The sequence below is a fragment of the Roseomonas sp. USHLN139 genome (genome assembly GCF_037145735.1).
Taxonomy (GTDB): domain Bacteria; phylum Pseudomonadota; class Alphaproteobacteria; order Acetobacterales; family Acetobacteraceae; genus Pseudoroseomonas.
The window spans coordinates 264,830-280,200 of sequence record NZ_JBBCWY010000003.1 but is presented as its reverse complement, the minus strand read 5'-3'; the positions used below and the strand labels follow the sequence as shown (position 1 = coordinate 280,200).

The following is a 15,371-nucleotide window of genomic DNA, read 5'->3' as shown; positions in this document are numbered from 1 at the left end:
GGGGGCGAAAAGCCGCGGCCGCACGGCCGATTCCTGAAACCATCCACAGCGGCAGGCCGGCCACCGGCATGCCGGCAGCCGTTCCGCGCGCCGCCCGGCTGCGCTATCCTGCGGCCCATGGATGCAACGCAGGCGAGCCTCGTGACGCGGCGTCCGGCAGGCCTCGGCCTGGCCGGCGGCAGCGCCATGCCCTGCCGCCACGCCGCCGCCGCACCCTAGCTCCATCGCCCTGCCGCCGCCTGCTTCCGCCCGGGCGACCCTGCCCCGGGCGGCGAAACAGGTTTTGACCCCAAGGAACCCCTGCTCATGCGCGCTTTCGACGGCCAGATCTCCGGCAACCGCCCCATCTCCCGCTCGCCCGAGGAGAAGAAGCGCCAGCTGCGCGAGCTCAAGGAAGCGCTGGCCGCGCTGAAGCCGCATGCCGCCGCGACGCTGCGCGAATCGCTGACCGCCAAGATCAAGGCCCTCGAGACCGAGCTCGCCGGCCGCCGCTGAGCCTGCGCGCGTGAGGCCCCGCCGCCCGCCCTCCGCCGCCCTGGTGGGCATGGGGCTGATGCTGCTGGCGGCGCTCTGCGGCGCCGGCGTCAATGCCTGCTACCGCGCGGCGCTGCGCGACGGCCTGCCGGTGCCGCTGGTGCCCTTCGCCCGCGGCGCCATCACCCTGGCCGTCCTCGCCCCCTGGATCCTGCGCAGCGGCCCGGTCGCCGCGCTGGCCACCCGCCGGCCGCTGCTGCACCTGGCGCGCGGCGGGGCGGGCATCGCCACCTTCCTGCTGCAGCTGCTGGCGATCCTCTGGCTGCCGCTGGCCGATGCGGTGGCGATGATGAGCGCGCGGCCGCTCTGGGTGCTGCCGCTCGCCGCCCTGCTGCTGCACGAGCGGGTGCGCCGCGACCGGGCGCTGGCCGCCGGCATCGGCTTCCTCGGCGTGCTGATCATCGCCCAGCCGGGCGGCGAGCTCTCGCTCGGAACGCCGGCCGCCATGGCCGCCGGCCTCTGCAGCGGGCTGGTGCTGATCACCTTCCGCAAGCTGTCCGCCACCGAGCCGCCGGCCCGCGTCATCGCCTGGTATGCCGCGCTCTCGGTGCTGTTCTGGGGCCCGGTCTCCGCCTTCGTCTGGCAGCTTCCCAGCCTCTTCGCGCTGGCGATGCTGGTCGGCGGGACGATGTTCGCGCTGGTCTCCGACCTCTGTGCCTCGGCCGCGGCGCGGCGGGCGGAAGTCGGGCTGCTGGCGCCCATGGAATATGCGCAGATCCCGGCCAGCGCCACGATCGGCTGGGCGGTCTATGCCGAGCAGCCGGGCTGGGGGCTGCTGCTGGGCACGCTCGCCATGCTGGCGGCGACCCTCTATCTGGTCCGCCGCGCCCGCTGAGCAGGGGCGGCCGAAAGCCGCGCATCGGCGCGGGGGTGCCGAGGCGGTCGCAGGATCGCGGCGGGGGGACCGCCGTCTGGAAGCAGCCGGGCCGTCCTTTCAGACGGCCGGGCGTCCCGCCGGGGCGGCCTCGCGGCCCGGCGCCGGGGTCGGCGTCGGCGCGGCCGGCGGCAGCTCCACCTCGATCGCCAGCGTGCTCATGTCGCCGCCACGGTCGAGCGAGACATTCACCGCCTTCGGATCGATGGCCACGTAGCGCGCCACCACCTGGATCAGCTCGCGCTGCAGCCGCGGCAGGAAGTCGTCGCCGCTGCGGTTGATGCGCTCATGCGCAAGCACGATCTGCAGCCGCTCCTTCGCCGCCCCCGCCGTCGTGGCGGGGGGCTTGCGGTTGCCGCGGAAGACGTCGAGCCAGCTCATGCTGCCCTCCCACCGAAGAGCCGGGACAGGAAGCCCTTCTTCTCCGGGTCGATGAAGCGGTGCGGCCGGTCCTCGCCGAGGAAGCGGGCCACCGCATCCTTATACGCCGTCCCGGCGCTCGACGCCTCGTCCATGATCACCGGATTGCCGGTGTTCGAGGCCTTCAGCACGCTCTCGCTCTCCGGGATGACGCCCAGCAGCGGGATCGCCAGGATCTCGCGGATATCCTCGAGCTTCAGCATCTCGCCGCGCTCGACGCGGTTGGCGTCGTAGCGGGTGACCAGCAGATGCTCCTTGACCGGGTCCTTCTTCTCCTCGGCGCGGCGCGACTTGGACTGCAGCACGCCGAGGATGCGGTCGGAATCGCGCACCGAGGAGACCTCCGGGTTGGTCACCACGATCGCCTGGTCGGCGAAATACAGCGCCAGCAGGGCGCCCTTCTCGATGCCGGCCGGGCTGTCGCACAGGATGTAGTCGAAATCCTGGCTCAGCTCCTCGATGATCTGGGCGACGCCCTCGCGGGTCAGCGCATCCTTGTCCCGCGTCTGGCTGGCCGGCAGGATCGACAGCGTGTCGACCCGCTTGTCGCGGATCAGCGCCTGGTTGAGCTTGGCCTCGCCGTTGATCACATTGACGATGTCGAAGACGACGCGCCGCTCGACGCCCATGATCAGGTCGAGGTTGCGCAGACCGACGTCGAAGTCGATGACCGCCGTCTTCTTGCCGCTCTGGGCGAGACCGGTGGCGAAGGCGGCGGAGCTTGTGGTCTTGCCGACCCCTCCCTTGCCGGACGTCACCACGATCACTTGCGCCATGAGTATCTCCCTCTGTTCCAATCAGTCTGAGCCAGCTCGTTGGGGCTCAGCCCAACCGGTCGAATCGCATGTTCTCGCCGATCAGCCGCACCTGCACCGGCTTGCCGATCGGGGCATCCGTCAGCCCTTCCCGCACCGCGTAGTAGCCCGCGATCGAGACCAGCTCCGGATCGAAGTTCAGCGCGAAGACCCGCGCCTCCATGTTGTCGGCGCCACCGGCGATGGCACGGCCCCGGAGCGCGCCATAGACGTGCAGGTTGCCGTCCGCAATCACCTCCGCCCCGGGATTGACCGTGCCGTTGACGATCAGGTCGGCGCCCTGGGCCCAGATCCGCTGCCCGGCGCGCACCGCATGGTCGACCACCATGGTCGGCCGCATCGAGCCCGGCGGCAGCGGCGGCTCCGGCGCGGCGGCGGCGGGCTGGGCCGGGGCCGGGGCCATCTCCACCGGCTCGTCCTTGCCGCCGGCGGCGCGGACCGGCGGCAGGCCGGCCCCCTGCGCCGCGGCGCGCAGCTCGGGCGAGCCGCCGACGGTGCCGATCGGCATGATCTCGATGGCGCGCAGCTCGTTCACCAGGGTGATGAAATCGATCTCGTGCGGCGCGACGTTCAGGTCGTCCAGCCCGATCACCAGCGGTGCGAAGCGCAGGAAGCCGGGCGCGCGGCGGAACTGGTCGGCGATCGCGGGCACGATCACCTCCGCGCGCGGGTCCAGCAGCCGGAGCACCAGCAGGTTGAAATTCGCGCCCCGCAGCCGGAATGGCTCAAGGCGGGGATTGAGGGCGGGCGCTGACATCGGCTGTGGTGACGGTCCTGGCTGGGTCTTCGTGGCTGAAACGGAGTCTCGGTCGGCGTGATTCTGGCAGAAAGCGCGGCGGAGCGGAAACCTGCCATCGCCTTGCCGCTCCCCCCCGGCGGCGGTCACGGCGTGGAACGGCGGACTTCCCCTGAACGGCCCCCCGGATACCGGGCTGGCGATCAGGTGACTGGGCATCCAGCCGGCGGAGCGCCTGCCGGATGGGCATTCTGCCACCGATGGCCTTCCGGATCGCCAGGAATTCTTCATCTATACAGGCCGGAACGGGACAGGCGAAGAGCGGGCCGCGCCCTGCAACGTCAGATGGCGCGCGGGCGTCGCGTTTCTGCCACGCCCCCCGGCGGATCGGCCGCGGGCGGCGGCCTTCCCGGCATGGCGTTTGCAATGCGAGGCCCATCATTCCCGGGAGGTCCCGCCATGTCGCATCGCCGTCCCCGCCTGAGGCCGCGCCGCCCGCTGCAGCGGACAGGGGCTGCCGCCCGGCGGGCGCGGGCGCGCGCGGTCCCCGGGCCGGCCTGCCAGGCCGGCGGCCCGCGATGATCGCGGTCCCGCCGCTGCCGCCGCGCAGCCCGCGCAGCGCCGTCCGCGCCCTCGGCCAGCCCGCCTCCCCGGCCGAGCGCGCCGCGCAGCGCCAGGCCGATTCCGCGGCGCTGCGCGCGGCGCGGCCGGGCAAGCTGGATCTGGCCTATGCCGCCGCCGCCGAATGCCGCTGGGACCTCTACCCGGCCCTGGCGCCCGACGCGCCGGTGCTGGTGCTGCTGCCGGGCGACCACTGGCAGGGCAGCCGGCTGGGCGCGGGCGCCGTGGCGCAGGGGCTGCTGGCGCATGGCTGGGCCGCCGCGCTGCCCGGCCACAGCCCGGCGCCGGCGGCCAGCCTGACCCGCATCGTGCGGCAGATGCACCGCGCGCTGGACTGGTTGGCCGATCAGGGCCCGCGGCATGGCGTGGCCGGGCCGGTGCTGCTCTGCGGCTGGGGCTCGGGGGCGCATCTGGCGGCGATGCTGCTGGAGCATCCGCGGGTCACCGCAGGCCTCGGCCTCGGCGGCTGCTACGACCTGGCCGGGCTGGAGGAAGGGCTGGCGCTGAACCCGCTGGAGGTCGAGGTGCTCTCGCCGCAGCGCCTGCCGGTGGCCCGCAAGCCCTTCGCCCTGGCCTTCGGCGAGGCCGATCCCCCCGAGCTGCAGCGCCAGAGCCGGCATTTCCACGCCTACCGGTCGCTCGACGGCGGCGGCGGCCCGCTGCTGCCGCTGCCCGGTCTGGAGCTGGAGGGCGTGCTGGAATCGCTGCGCGCGCCGGACGGGCTGCTCTGCCACACCGCCCGGGCGCTGATCGAGGAATCGCTGGCCGGGGCGGCGGCGGCGCGGGAGTGAACGAAAAAAAGCGCGACCCGGAAGGTCGCGCTTCGTTCTGGCCGTTTCACCCGCTGTCGCCAGGCGACGGCGGCAGCGTTGAAGATTAACCCTTGGTGCCGGCCTCGGCCGACTTCCGCTCGATCAGCTCGATCTTGTAGCCGTCGGGGTCCTCGACGAAGGCGATGACCGTGGTGCCGAACTTCACCGGGCCCGGCTCGCGGGTGATCTTGGCACCGGCGGCGCGCAGCGCGTCGCAGGTGGCATAGATGTCCGGCACGCCGATCGCCAGATGGCCGAAGGCATTGCCCAGCTCGTACTTCTCGACGCCGTAGTTATAGGTCAGCTCGATCACGCCGGCGCCGGTGCTCTCCGGGGCGTAGCCCACGAAGACCAGGGTGTACTTGCCGTCGGGCACGTCGTTGCGGCGCAGTTCCTTCATGCCCAGCAGGTTGGTGTAGAAGGAAACGCTGCGCTCCAGGTCGCCGACGCGGAGCATGGTGTGCAGGAAGCTGCTCATGGGGGAGAATTCCTCAGAGGGGTTCGTTCCAGGTCGGAGCCTGCACGTCGATCGCCAGCAGGAACAGTCCCGCCGCATCGGCCGCCGCGATGGTCTCCGCGCGGTCCACGATGATGGTGCCGTTGGCCTCGATGGCAAGGCCGCGCAGCCCGGCGGCGGCGGCGGCGGCGATGGTGGCCGGGCCGATGGTGGGCAGGTCGACGCGACGGTCCTGGCCGGGCTTCAGGATCTTCACCAGCACGCCGCCCGGCCCCTCGCGGTGCAGGGCGCCGGCACGGGCCAGCATGGCGTCGGTGCCCTCGATCGCCTCGACCGCCAGCACCAGCCCCTGCTGCACGATGGCGCCCTGGCCGACATCGACGGCGCCCAGCGCGCGCACCACGGCGACGCCGCGGCGGATGTCGCGGACGGCTTCGGCATCGGGGGCGTGGCGGCCGAGCTGGCCGGCGGTCGGCTGCAGCAGCTCGGCCAGCAGGGCCTGGGCCGGCAGCGGCTCGAAGCCCTCCTCGCGGAGGACGCGGATCACCGCCGTCAGCAGCGAATCATCGCCGCCGAAGGCCTTCATGCCGATGCGCGGCAGCAGCTTCGCCGCCCCCGCATCGGGGCGCAGCGCCAGGAAGCTGGGGCGCTTCACCTGGCCGGCGAGGACCAGCTCGCGGCAGCCGGCGGCGCGCAGCCAGTCCAGCATCCGCCCGCCGGCGCCGAGCCGGCAGGTGATCTGCGGATAGGCGGCGTAATCGGCCGGATTGCCGAAGCCCTCCAGCACCACGACATGCGGGCGGCGCCCGGCAGCGGCCGCGGCGGCGGCGGCGCGCTGCGGCATCATCCCGCCGCCGACGATCAGGCCGAGCGGCGCGCCGGTGGCCTCCGTCACGGCCTCAGCCCTCGGTCGCGTCGTCATCCTCGACCGTGACGCGGCGGGCGCGGCACAGGCCGCGATGGCTGTCGGCGCGCATGAAGCCCAGGATCTCCTGCACCACCGGGTCCTGGCCGTGCTCGGCCTCGACCACCTGCATGCGGTCGCGCAGCTCGCCGGCATGGCGGAACAGGCTGCGGAAGCTGGCGCGCAGGATGTTGATCTGCGGCCGCGGGAAGCCGCGGCGCTTCAGCCCGATCAGGTTCAGCCCGGTCAGCCGCGCGCGGTTTCCCATGACGGCGCCGAAGGGGATGATATCGGCCTCGACGCCGCTCATGCCGCCGACCACGACCTGGCGGCCGATGCGGACGAACTGGTGGATGGCGGCGCCGCCGCCGACGAACACCGTGTCGGCGATCTGCACATGGCCGCCGAGCATGACGTTGTTGGCCAGGATCACATGGTGGTCCAGCGTGCTGTCATGCCCGACATGGGCATTGACCATCAGCAGGCAGTCGGCGCCGACCGTGGTCACGCCATGGCCGCCGACGCTGCCGCGGTGGACCGTCGCATGCTCGCGGATCTGGGTGCGGGGGCCGACGACCACGCGGGTCGGCTGGCCCTTGTACTTCAGGTCCTGCGGCGCCATGCCGATGGTGGCGAAGGGGCTGACCTGCACGGCATCGCCGATGCTGGCATGGCCATCGACCACCACATGCGACACCAGTACCACGTCGCGCCCCAGCACCGCGTCGGCGCCGATCATGCAATAGGGGCCGATGCGGCAGCCGGCGCCGATGCTGGCGCCCTCGGCCACGATCGCGGTCGGGTGGATCTGGGCGCTGGGATCGATCTGGCGGGTGGCGGCGGGCTGTTCTGTCTCGTTCACGCGTTCGAGCATCCGCTCAGCGGTCCATGATCATCGCGGCATAGCTGGCCTCGGCCACCGCGACGCCGTCGACCCGGGCCACCGCGTTGAACTTCCAGACATTGCCGCGCTGACGGTCCTTGTTGATGTGAATCCGCAGCTGGTCGCCGGGGACGACGGGCCGGCGGAACTTGGCGTTCTCGATGCTCATGAAATAGACGATCTTGCCATGCGCGCTCGGCCCCAGGGTCTCGACCACCAGCACCGCCGCGGTCTGCGCCATCGCCTCGATGATCAGCACGCCCGGCATCACCGGATGCGCCGGGAAGTGGCCCTGGAAGAAGTTCTCGTTGACCGTGACGTTCTTGATGCCGATGGCGCTCTCGCCCAGCACGATATCGACCATGCGGTCGACCAGCAGCATCGGGTAGCGGTGCGGGATCGCGCGCATGATGCGGGCGATGTCGATGCTGTCCAGATTCTGCTTCGGCGCCGCCTCGGTGGAAGGCTGCTCTTGCTGGTCCATGCCGTCAGTCCGTCTGTCCTGGGCGCGCGGTCGGCGCCATGCTCGTGTTCGCAGTCCGGCCCGGAGATCGGGGCCTGGCGGGGTGGCGCCAGGATCGTCCCGCCTCGCCCGGGCGTCGTCTAATCCTCGCCGCGGCCGCCCTTGGCCACGGGCTTGCGGGCGCCAAGCTTGCGCAGATAGAGCGCGGCGCGCAGCGCATCCTTCACCGGCATGGCAGGGGAGCCCGTGACATCCTGGCCCGGGGCCACATCGCCCTGCACGCCGGCCTGGGCGCCGATGCGGGCCTTGCTGCCGATGCTCAGATGCCCGGTCAGCCCGGCCTGCCCGGCGATGGTCACGTAATCGCCGAGCCGGGTGGAGCCGGAAATCCCCACCTGGGCCACGATCACGCAGCCCCGCCCGGTGACCACGTTGTGGCCGATCTGCACGAGGTTGTCGAGCCGCGTGCCGGGGCCCAGCACGGTGTCGCCGAGCGCGCCGCGGTCGACGCAGGCATTGGCCCCCACCTCCACCTCGTCACCCAGGATCACCCGGCCGAGCTGCGGGATGGTGACGAAACGGCCCTCCGGGGTCGGCGCGAAGCCGAAGCCCTCCTGGCCGATGCGGGCGCCGTGATGCAGGGTGACCCGGTGCCCGGCCAGGCAGCAGATGGCGCTGGCCTGCGCATGGATGCGGCAGTCGTCGCCGAACACCACGCCCGGACCGATCACCGCCTGCGCGCCGACCCGGCAGCGGGCGCCAAGGCTGGCGCCGTCGCCGATCACCGCATGCGGGCCGATCTCGCAGCCCTCGCCCAGCGTCACCCCCTCGCCGATGACGGCGGTCGGGTGGATGCCGGGCACCGGGCTGGCGGGCGGGTGGAACAGGCCGGCGACGCGGGCGAAGGCCAGCTGCGGCGAGGCCACCACCAGGGCGACGCAGCCCTCCGGCACGGCGGGCGCCAGCTCGGCGGTGAGCAGCACGGCGCCGGCACGGCTGGCGCGCAGCATGTCGAGGTGCTTGCGGCCGTCGAGGAAGGCGACTTCCTCGCCGCCCGCCTCGGCCAGCGGCGCGACGCCGCGGAACAGCCGCGCCGCCACCGCCTCCTCGAGCCGCGCCCCGGCCGCCGCGGCCACGGCCGCCAGCGGCTGCGGGGCGGCGACCGGGTGGAAGCGCGGATCCGCCATGGCGGTCAGTTCCGCCGCGGCGCCTGCTGGCCCTGGCCGCCACCCTGCGCCGGACGCGCCGCCGGGGCGGCCGCGGGGGTCGCTTCCTCGGGCGCCACGGCCACGGCCTTCAGCACCTTGTTGAGCTGGGTCGAGACCTCCTCGGTCAGGTCGAAGGCCGGCTCGTTGAAGATCACCACCGGGCGCGGCAGCACCAGGTTGACCTTGCGGCTGGCCGAGACCTGGCGGATCACCAGGGCGAGCGCGCGCTCGATCTCCTGCAGGCTGGCCTGCGCCGCCTGCTCGATGTTGCGGCTGCGGTCGCGGAAGATGCGCTGCGCGTCGGTCACCCGCTCCTGCAGGTCACGCTCCTTGGTGCGCAGCTCCTCCGGCGACAGCGTCGCGCGCTGGTTGGCCAGCTGCTGCTGCTCCTCGCGCCAGCGGCCCTGCTCGCGCTGCAGATCGTCGTTCAGCTTCTGCCGGCGCTTCTCGATCTCTTCGCGCACCGCGTTGAAGGCGGTCGAGTTGCGCTGCACCTCGGGCACGTCGACGATGCCGATGACGGCGGCCGGCGGCGGCTCGCCGGGCGGCAGCGGCGCCGGGTTGGCCTGCACCGGGCGCTGCGCCGGCTGCTGGCGCGGCGCCTGGGCCGGGCGCTGCGCGGGCGGCGAGGATTGCTGCGGCTGGTTGGGGACGAACCACTGCTGTTGCTGCTGCGCCAGCGCCTGGCCGCCCACCAGGAGGGTGGACGACATCAGGATCGCTGCAAGCGCAGCCGGTGCGCGACGCGCCATATTGGGAACTCCGTAGGATAGGCTCAGAAGCGCGTGCCGAAGCCGAAGCGGAAGACCTGCGTTTCGTCGTAGGACTTCTTCACCACGGCCTGCGCCAGATCGACGTTGATCAGGCCGAAGGGGCTGCGCCAGGAGATGCCGATGCCGGCGCCGACGCGGGGCGCCGAGTCATCGACGATATTCGCGCCGGTGCTGCCGCCGCTGAGCGAGCCGACATCGACGAAGGCACGGCCGAGCAGGCCGAGCTCGGAGGGCACCGGCAGCGGGAAGCGCATCTCGGTGCTCTGGGTCCACATGGTGCGGCCGCCCAGCGCGTCGTCGGTCGAGGTGTCGCGCGGGCCGACGCCGGCGACCGCGAAGCCGCGCAGGTTCTCGCCGCCCAGGAAGAAGCGGTCGATGATCCGCTCCTGCTTGCCGCCGTAGTTGAACATGTGGGCGACGCCGGCCGAGAGGGCCAGCACGTAGTCCGGATCGCCCAGCAGCCGCTCGAAGGGAATGAAGTAGCTGCCGTCGAGGCGGGTGCGGACATAGGAGACGTCGCCGCCGAGGCCGGCCAGGTCGGTGCCGAAGCGCAGCACGTAGCCTTCATGCGGGTCGAGGCGGGAGTCGCGGGTGTCGTAGGTCAGCGTCTGGCCGATCTGCGACAGCAGCGTCACGCCCTTCTGCTCGCGGATGTAGATCGAGGCGTCGTCGTTCACGTTGAAGACGTTGCGGCGGGACAGGGTATAGGCCCAGCTCTGCCGCAGCCGCTCGTTGAACTCGTAGCCGGCGCGCAGGCTGAAGCCGACGCGGCGCTCCTCGTAGCCGGAATAATCCGTCAGGTCGCGGACCACGTAGAAGACGTCGGCGCCGACCGACAGGTTGCGGTCCAAGAAGGACGGGTCGGTGACCGAGAGGTCGATCTGGCTGCGGCGCTGCGCGATCGTCGTGTTGGCGCGGGCATCGACGCCGGTGCCGAGGATGTTGCGCTCGCGCAGGCCGAGATCGGCCAGCGCGCCGGCATCCGTCGAATAGCCGCCGCCGATCGAGATCTCGCCGGTGGCGCGCTCGGAGACATTGGTGTTCAGCGTCACCCGGTCGGGCGTCGGGCCCGGCTGCTGGGTGATCTGCACGTCGTTGAAGTAGCCGAGGTCGCGGATGCGCTGGCGCGAGCGGCGGACGGCGGCGGCGTTGAAGGCATCGCCCTCGGCCAGCCGCATCTCGCGGCGGATCACGCGGTCCTGGGTGCGCGTGTTGCCGGTGACGTCGATGCGGTCGACATAGAGCCGGGTGCCCTCGGTCGCCGCGAAGACCAGGTCGATCGTGTTGGTGTCGCGGTTGCGGGTGATCTTCGGCTCGATCTCGACGAAGGGCGCGCCGGCGAGGTTGCCCTCGTCGATCAGCGTCTGCTCCATCCGCTCGATCGCGTCGCCGTCATAGACGTCGCCCGGCTGGATGGTCATGACGCGCTGCAGCCGCTCGGCCGAGACGTTGCGCAGCGCCGAGGTGATCTCGACCTTGCCGAGGCGATAGCGCGGGCCTTCCTTCACCGTATAGGTGACGAAGAAGCCGCTGCGGTCGGGGGCCAGCTCGGCGGTGGAGCCGGTCACCTCGACATCGGCATAGCCCTGGCGCTGGTAGTAGCGGCGCAGCAGCTCGCGGTCGAAGTTCAGCCGCTCCGGCTCATAGGTGTCGGACGAGCTGAACGGGCGGTACCAGGCGGCCTCGCGCGAGGAGACGATCTCCTTCAGCCGGCTGTCGGAAAAGGCCTCGTTGCCGACGAAATTGATGCGGCTGATCAGCGCGGCATCGCCCTCGGTGATCTCAAAGACCACGTCGACGCGGTTCTGGTCGAGCTCGATGATCTTCGGCTCGACGCGCGCGGCGAAGCGGCCGCGGCGGGCATAGAGCTCGAGCAGCTTCTGGCGGTCGGCCTGGGCGGTCGCCGGGGTGAAGACGGCGCGCGGGCGCAGCGTCAGCTCCGGCCGCAGCGTGTCGTCGGAGAGCTTGCTGTTGCCCTCGAAGGCCACCCGGCTGACGATCGGGTTCTCCTGCACCTTCACCACCAGCCGGTCGCCCTGGCGGGTGACCTGGACGTCGCGGAACAGGCCGGTCGCGAACAGCGTGCGCAGGCTGCGGTCCTGCCGGTCGATGTCGAAGGCGTCGCCCGGCTGCAGCAGCATGTAGGAGCGGATGGTGTCCGCCTCGATGCGCTGGTTGCCCTGCACGTCGATCGCCCGGACCATGCCGGTCGCGGCGGCGGTTGCCGCGGGCGCCCCGCGCCGTGGCGGGTTGCGCGTCTGCGCCGACGCGTCGGGCGGCAGCAGGACGGGCACGAGGCAGGTGGCGGCGAGCAGGATGGCGCGGGTAGCGTGCAAAGGATCGGATCCGGGGCCGGTGGTTGGGGGCCGAAGCGTTGGTCCGCCGGAAACAGAGCGTCCCGGGCGGCCGGAGACTAGCGGGTAAAAAGCAAGCCCGCCACCCCCTTGAAAAGGGCCCGGTTCAGCTCTGCCGGCGGGCGCTTCCTGCACCAAACGTCAAGGAAACGGGCCCAGAAGGCCCGCCGAGGCCGAGTCGGCGGCTCAGCCGATCAGGCCGGCCACCCAGCGCCCCAGCGCCGAGGCGCCGAGGTCGTTGAAGGTCGCGAAGACGAAGATCACCATCAGCAGGGCGAAGCCGGCGCGGAAGCTGTACTCGATGGTGCGCGGCTTGGCCGGCTTGCCGCGGATCGCCTCCACCGCGTGGAAGACCAGGTGGCCGCCATCCAGCATCGGGATCGGGAAGAGGTTCATCAGCCCGAGATTGATCGACAGCACGGCGACGAAGGAGACCATGCTGGCGATGCCGAGCTGCGCCACCTGGCCCGAGATCTGGGCGATGCGCAGCGGCCCGCCGAGCTCGTCCAGCCCGCGCTTGCCGGTGATCATCTGGCCCAGCGCCACCACCGTCTGCGCGGTCACGTCCCAGGTCTGCACCACGCCGGCGACCAGGCCGGAGACCGGGTCCATGCGGCGGAATTCCGGCGCGCCGCCGGCGATGCCGAGCAGGCCGACGGTCTGGCCATTGACCTCGCGCGAGTCCGGCGTCGCGGTGACGCTGCTTTCGGCGCCGTCGCGGCTCAGGCGGATCTCGACCGGCTGGCCGCCGCGCGGCTGGATATGCGCCTGCACCTGGTCGAAGCGCTCGACCGGCTGGCCATCCAGGCTGAGGATGCGGTCGCCGGCGCGCAGGCCGGCGCGGTCGGCGGCCGAGCCGATGGTGACCTGGCCGACATTGGTGGTCGGCACCGGCTGGCCGACGGTCGCGTAGAGCAGGCCGAACAGCACGATGGCGAGCAGGAAATTGGCGGCCGGCCCGGCCGCGATGACGATGGCGCGGTCGCGCACCGGCTTGGCGTGGAAGGTCTCGCCCTCGCGCCAGGCGGCGCGCTGCTCCGGCGTCGCGTCGTCCGGCCCCTCATGCCCGTGCAGCTTCACATAGCCGCCGAGCGGCAGCCAGGAGAGCCGCCACTGGCAGCCGCGCTTGTCGGTCCAGCTGCGGATCGGCTTGCCGAAGCCGATCGAGAAGACCTCGACATGCACGCCGCGCCAGCGGGCGGCCAGGTAGTGGCCCATCTCATGGATGAAGACCAGCACGCCGAGCACCACCACGAAGGCCAGGGCCGAGCGGAAGGTGTCGTTCACGAAATGCAGCAGGGAGTCCAAGGTCGCGTCTCCTGCCCGCGGCCACGGGGCCGTCGGGGCTTGGGCAAGCGGCGGGTCGGGCCGCCCGATCCGTCCAACTCAGTCAGGCGGCGCGGCGGGCCGCGCTCCCAGGTATCAAGCGGCGCGACGCGCCGCGCGGGCTGCCGCATCCTGCCGCGCCGCCGCATCCAGGGCCAGGACATCCTCCAGGCTGGTGGTGGCCGGCGCGCCGAGGGCGGCCAGGCTCTCCTCCACCACGGCGGCGATGTCGAGGAAGCCCAGGCGCCGTTCGAGGAACAGGCCGACCGCCGCCTCATTGGCCGCGTTCAGGATGGTGGGGGCCCCGCCCCCGGCCCGCAAGGCCTCGCGCGCCAGGCGCAGCGCCGGGAAACGCTTCGTATCGGGGGCGAAGAAATCCAGCCGCGCCAGCGCCGCCAGGTCGAGCCGCGGCAGGTCCACCGCCATGCGCCGCGGCCAGGCCAGGGCATGGGCGATCGGGGTCCGCATGTCCGGCGTGCCGAGCTGCGCCAGCAGCGAGCCGTCGCTGTACTGCACCAGCCCGTGCACCGCCGATTGCGGATGCACCAGCACCTCGATGCGCGGCTCGGGGATCGGGAAGAGGCGGGCGGCCTCGATCAGCTCCAGCCCCTTGTTCATCATGGTGGCGCTGTCGATCGAGATCTTGGCGCCCATCGACCAGACCGGGTGGCGCACCGCCTGCTCCGGCGTAGCGCACGCCATGGTCTCCAGGCTGGCCTCGCGGAACGGCCCGCCCGAGGCGGTCAGGATGATCTTCTCCACCGCGCCGGCCTCGCGGGCGTCGAAGGCCTGGAACAGCGCGTTGTGCTCGGAATCCACCGGCAGCAGGGTCGCCCCCCCTGCCCGCGCCGCCGCCAGCACGATCTCGCCGGCGCAGACCAGCGCCTCCTTGTTGGCCAGGGCCAGCGTGCCGCCCCGGGCCAGCGCGGCGAGCACCGGCTGCAGCCCGGCCGCCCCCACGATGGCGGCCATGGTCCAGTCGGCCGGCCTGGCAGAGGCTTCCAGCACAGCGGCGCGGCCGGCGGCGCAGGCGATGCCGCTGCCCTCCAGCCGTGCCCGCAGCTCTGGCAGGGCGCTCTCGGTGCCGACCACGGCGATCTCGGGGCGCAGGCGCAGCGCCTGCTCGGCCAGGCCCGCGGCATCCTGGCCGGCGACCAGGGCGACGACCGAGAACTCGCCAGGGGCCGCGGCATCCAGCAGGGCGACCGTGCTGCGGCCGACCGAGCCGGTGCTGCCGAGGATGGTGACCCGGCGCGGAGAACCGTTCACCGCCGCCTGCTTCACCGCCGCCTGCTTCACCGCCACAGGGGCACGCCATAGCCGACGGCGAAGGCCAGCAGCGCCGCGACCGGGGCGGCGGCCAGCAGCCCGTCCAGCCGGTCGAGCACGCCGCCATGGCCGGGGATCAGCATGGAGGAATCCTTGACGCCGAAATGCCGCTTCACCGCGCTCTCCAGCAGGTCGCCGAGCTGCGTCGCGATGCCGAGCAGGGCGGCGACGGCCAGCACCTTCAGCACCGCCGGATTGCCCGGCACCAGCCAGTCGGCGGCCAGCCAGCCGACCAGCATCGAGCTGAGCAGCCCGCCCACCGCGCCGGAGCGCGTCTTGCCCGGCGAGATCGAGGGCGCCAGCTTCGGCCCGCCGACCAGCCGGCCGACGATATAGGCGCCGATATCCGAGGCCCAGACGACGAAGATCAGGAAGAAGACATTGCCGCGGCCGGCGTCATTGTCGTGCCGCAACTCGATCAGGGCGATGCCGGCCAGGCCGATATAGAGGACGCCCAGGGCCAGCCAGCTGGCCGGCGGCGGCGGGCCGCCGCGGCGGCGCAGCCGCGGGGCGGCGATCCAGGTCGCCGCGAAGCCGGCGAACAGCAGGCCGAGGCCCACGACCGGCTGGCCCAGCACGGCGGCGGCGCAGGCCAGGCCGACCACGGCGGGCACCGCGATGCCCGGCCAGGCGCGGCTGCGCAGCCCGCACATCCGCACCCATTCCCAGGTCAGCAGGGCGATGGCGACGGTCATCAGCGCGGTCCAGGCCGCGGCCCCGAGCCAGATGCAGAGCAGCGCGCCCGGCCCCAGCACGGCGGCGGAGAGCGCGCGCTTGCGCAGGTCGCGCCAGCGGCGCGCGGGTTCGGCGGCGGCGGAACCGGCCGGCGGCTCGGGCATGACGGGCGGCGGCAGGCCCATGG

The 15,371-nt window shown here is 72.5% G+C and carries 16 protein-coding genes; 3 read left to right on the top strand and 13 right to left on the bottom strand.

Features of this window, described 5'->3' with window-relative positions; translation table 11 throughout:
- The first annotated feature begins 306 nt into the window (after positions 1 to 306).
- Complete coding sequence (locus tag WFI16_RS11790) at positions 307 to 495, top strand: hypothetical protein (protein ID WP_076960684.1); 189 nt, start codon at positions 307 to 309, stop codon at positions 493 to 495.
- 10 nt (positions 496 to 505) lie between these two features.
- Entirely contained in the window at positions 506 to 1,369 is an 864-nt protein-coding gene (locus tag WFI16_RS11785; RefSeq protein ID WP_419898029.1) for a DMT family transporter, read from the top strand.
- Between the two features lie 99 nt (positions 1,370 to 1,468).
- Here the strand turns inward: WFI16_RS11785 and minE are convergent, their stop codons facing one another.
- From minE to minC, 3 genes are read right to left on the bottom strand one after another with little or no spacing between them, the layout of a single operon-like run.
- Positions 1,469 to 1,789 carry a cell division topological specificity factor MinE gene (gene minE / locus WFI16_RS11780; protein ID WP_419898028.1) on the bottom strand — a complete coding sequence of 107 codons (321 nt, stop codon included), beginning with the start codon at positions 1,787 to 1,789 and terminating at the stop codon, positions 1,469 to 1,471.
- Entirely contained in the window at positions 1,786 to 2,604 is an 819-nt protein-coding gene (gene minD / locus WFI16_RS11775) for a septum site-determining protein MinD (RefSeq protein WP_076960681.1), read from the bottom strand. The genes minE and minD overlap by 4 nt, the downstream gene beginning before the upstream one ends.
- Positions 2,605 to 2,650: 46 nt before the next feature.
- The gene (gene minC, locus WFI16_RS11770) at positions 2,651 to 3,400 is read right to left on the bottom strand and encodes a septum site-determining protein MinC (protein ID WP_419898027.1); all 750 of its coding nucleotides are present in this window, start codon (positions 3,398 to 3,400) and stop codon (positions 2,651 to 2,653) included.
- A gap of 557 nt (positions 3,401 to 3,957) precedes the next feature.
- Between minC and WFI16_RS11765 the strand changes: the two genes are divergently transcribed.
- Entirely contained in the window at positions 3,958 to 4,791 is an 834-nt protein-coding gene (locus tag WFI16_RS11765) for an alpha/beta hydrolase (RefSeq protein WP_419898026.1), read from the top strand.
- Positions 4,792 to 4,876: 85 nt separating this feature from the next.
- On the opposite strand, the gene gloA is transcribed toward WFI16_RS11765, so the two are convergent.
- From gloA to WFI16_RS11715, 10 genes are all read right to left on the bottom strand, one after another.
- Complete coding sequence (gene gloA, locus WFI16_RS11760) at positions 4,877 to 5,290, bottom strand: lactoylglutathione lyase (protein ID WP_419898025.1); 414 nt, start codon at positions 5,288 to 5,290, stop codon at positions 4,877 to 4,879.
- Positions 5,291 to 5,303: 13 nt separating this feature from the next.
- Entirely contained in the window at positions 5,304 to 6,191 is an 888-nt protein-coding gene (locus WFI16_RS11755; RefSeq protein ID WP_442970674.1) for an LpxI family protein, read from the bottom strand.
- The gene (gene lpxA, locus WFI16_RS11750) at positions 6,169 to 7,047 is read right to left on the bottom strand and encodes an acyl-ACP--UDP-N-acetylglucosamine O-acyltransferase (RefSeq protein ID WP_419898023.1); all 879 of its coding nucleotides are present in this window, start codon (positions 7,045 to 7,047) and stop codon (positions 6,169 to 6,171) included. The genes WFI16_RS11755 and lpxA overlap by 23 nt, the downstream gene beginning before the upstream one ends.
- Positions 7,048 to 7,051: 4 nt before the next feature.
- Positions 7,052 to 7,540 (bottom strand): 3-hydroxyacyl-ACP dehydratase FabZ, encoded by a 489-nt coding sequence (gene fabZ / locus WFI16_RS11745; protein WP_419898022.1) that lies wholly within the window; start codon positions 7,538 to 7,540, stop codon positions 7,052 to 7,054.
- A gap of 119 nt (positions 7,541 to 7,659) precedes the next feature.
- Positions 7,660 to 8,706, bottom strand: coding sequence for a UDP-3-O-(3-hydroxymyristoyl)glucosamine N-acyltransferase (lpxD, locus tag WFI16_RS11740; RefSeq protein WP_419898021.1), 1,047 nt, complete (start codon positions 8,704 to 8,706; stop codon positions 7,660 to 7,662).
- A 5-nt stretch (positions 8,707 to 8,711) separates the two neighbouring features.
- On the bottom strand, positions 8,712 to 9,440 hold the full coding sequence (locus tag WFI16_RS11735) for an OmpH family outer membrane protein (RefSeq protein WP_419898020.1): 729 nt from the start codon (positions 9,438 to 9,440) through the stop codon (positions 8,712 to 8,714).
- Positions 9,441 to 9,502: 62 nt separating this feature from the next.
- The gene (gene bamA, locus WFI16_RS11730; RefSeq protein WP_419898019.1) at positions 9,503 to 11,836 is read right to left on the bottom strand and encodes an outer membrane protein assembly factor BamA; all 2,334 of its coding nucleotides are present in this window, start codon (positions 11,834 to 11,836) and stop codon (positions 9,503 to 9,505) included.
- Positions 11,837 to 12,040: 204 nt separating this feature from the next.
- Complete coding sequence (gene rseP / locus WFI16_RS11725; protein ID WP_419898201.1) at positions 12,041 to 13,141, bottom strand: RIP metalloprotease RseP; 1,101 nt, start codon at positions 13,139 to 13,141, stop codon at positions 12,041 to 12,043.
- 135 nt (positions 13,142 to 13,276) lie between these two features.
- The gene (gene dxr / locus WFI16_RS11720) at positions 13,277 to 14,485 is read right to left on the bottom strand and encodes a 1-deoxy-D-xylulose-5-phosphate reductoisomerase (RefSeq protein ID WP_419898018.1); all 1,209 of its coding nucleotides are present in this window, start codon (positions 14,483 to 14,485) and stop codon (positions 13,277 to 13,279) included.
- Positions 14,476 to 15,369 carry a phosphatidate cytidylyltransferase gene (locus WFI16_RS11715; protein ID WP_419898017.1) on the bottom strand — a complete coding sequence of 298 codons (894 nt, stop codon included), beginning with the start codon at positions 15,367 to 15,369 and terminating at the stop codon, positions 14,476 to 14,478. The genes dxr and WFI16_RS11715 overlap by 10 nt, the downstream gene beginning before the upstream one ends.
- Positions 15,370 to 15,371: the final 2 nt, after the last annotated feature.

Coding starts and splice junctions, on each gene's coding strand:
- minD (WP_076960681.1), bottom strand. CDS start 2,604: ATGGCGCAAGTGATCGTGGTGACGTCCGGCAAGGGAGGGGTCGGCAAG.
- WFI16_RS11735 (WP_419898020.1), bottom strand. CDS start 9,440: ATGTCGTCCACCCTCCTGGTGGGCGGCCAGGCGCTGGCGCAGCAGCAA.
- WFI16_RS11755 (WP_442970674.1), bottom strand. CDS start 6,191: ATGACGACGCGACCGAGGGCTGAGGCCGTGACGGAGGCCACCGGCGCG.
- WFI16_RS11765 (WP_419898026.1), top strand. CDS start 3,958: ATGATCGCGGTCCCGCCGCTGCCGCCGCGCAGCCCGCGCAGCGCCGTC.
- lpxD (WP_419898021.1), bottom strand. CDS start 8,706: ATGGCGGATCCGCGCTTCCACCCGGTCGCCGCCCCGCAGCCGCTGGCG.
- WFI16_RS11790 (WP_076960684.1), top strand. CDS start 307: ATGCGCGCTTTCGACGGCCAGATCTCCGGCAACCGCCCCATCTCCCGC.
- lpxA (WP_419898023.1), bottom strand. CDS start 7,047: ATGCTCGAACGCGTGAACGAGACAGAACAGCCCGCCGCCACCCGCCAG.
- fabZ (WP_419898022.1), bottom strand. CDS start 7,540: ATGGACCAGCAAGAGCAGCCTTCCACCGAGGCGGCGCCGAAGCAGAAT.
- minE (WP_419898028.1), bottom strand. CDS start 1,789: ATGAGCTGGCTCGACGTCTTCCGCGGCAACCGCAAGCCCCCCGCCACG.
- gloA (WP_419898025.1), bottom strand. CDS start 5,290: ATGAGCAGCTTCCTGCACACCATGCTCCGCGTCGGCGACCTGGAGCGC.
- WFI16_RS11715 (WP_419898017.1), bottom strand. CDS start 15,369: ATGGGCCTGCCGCCGCCCGTCATGCCCGAGCCGCCGGCCGGTTCCGCC.
- minC (WP_419898027.1), bottom strand. CDS start 3,400: ATGTCAGCGCCCGCCCTCAATCCCCGCCTTGAGCCATTCCGGCTGCGG.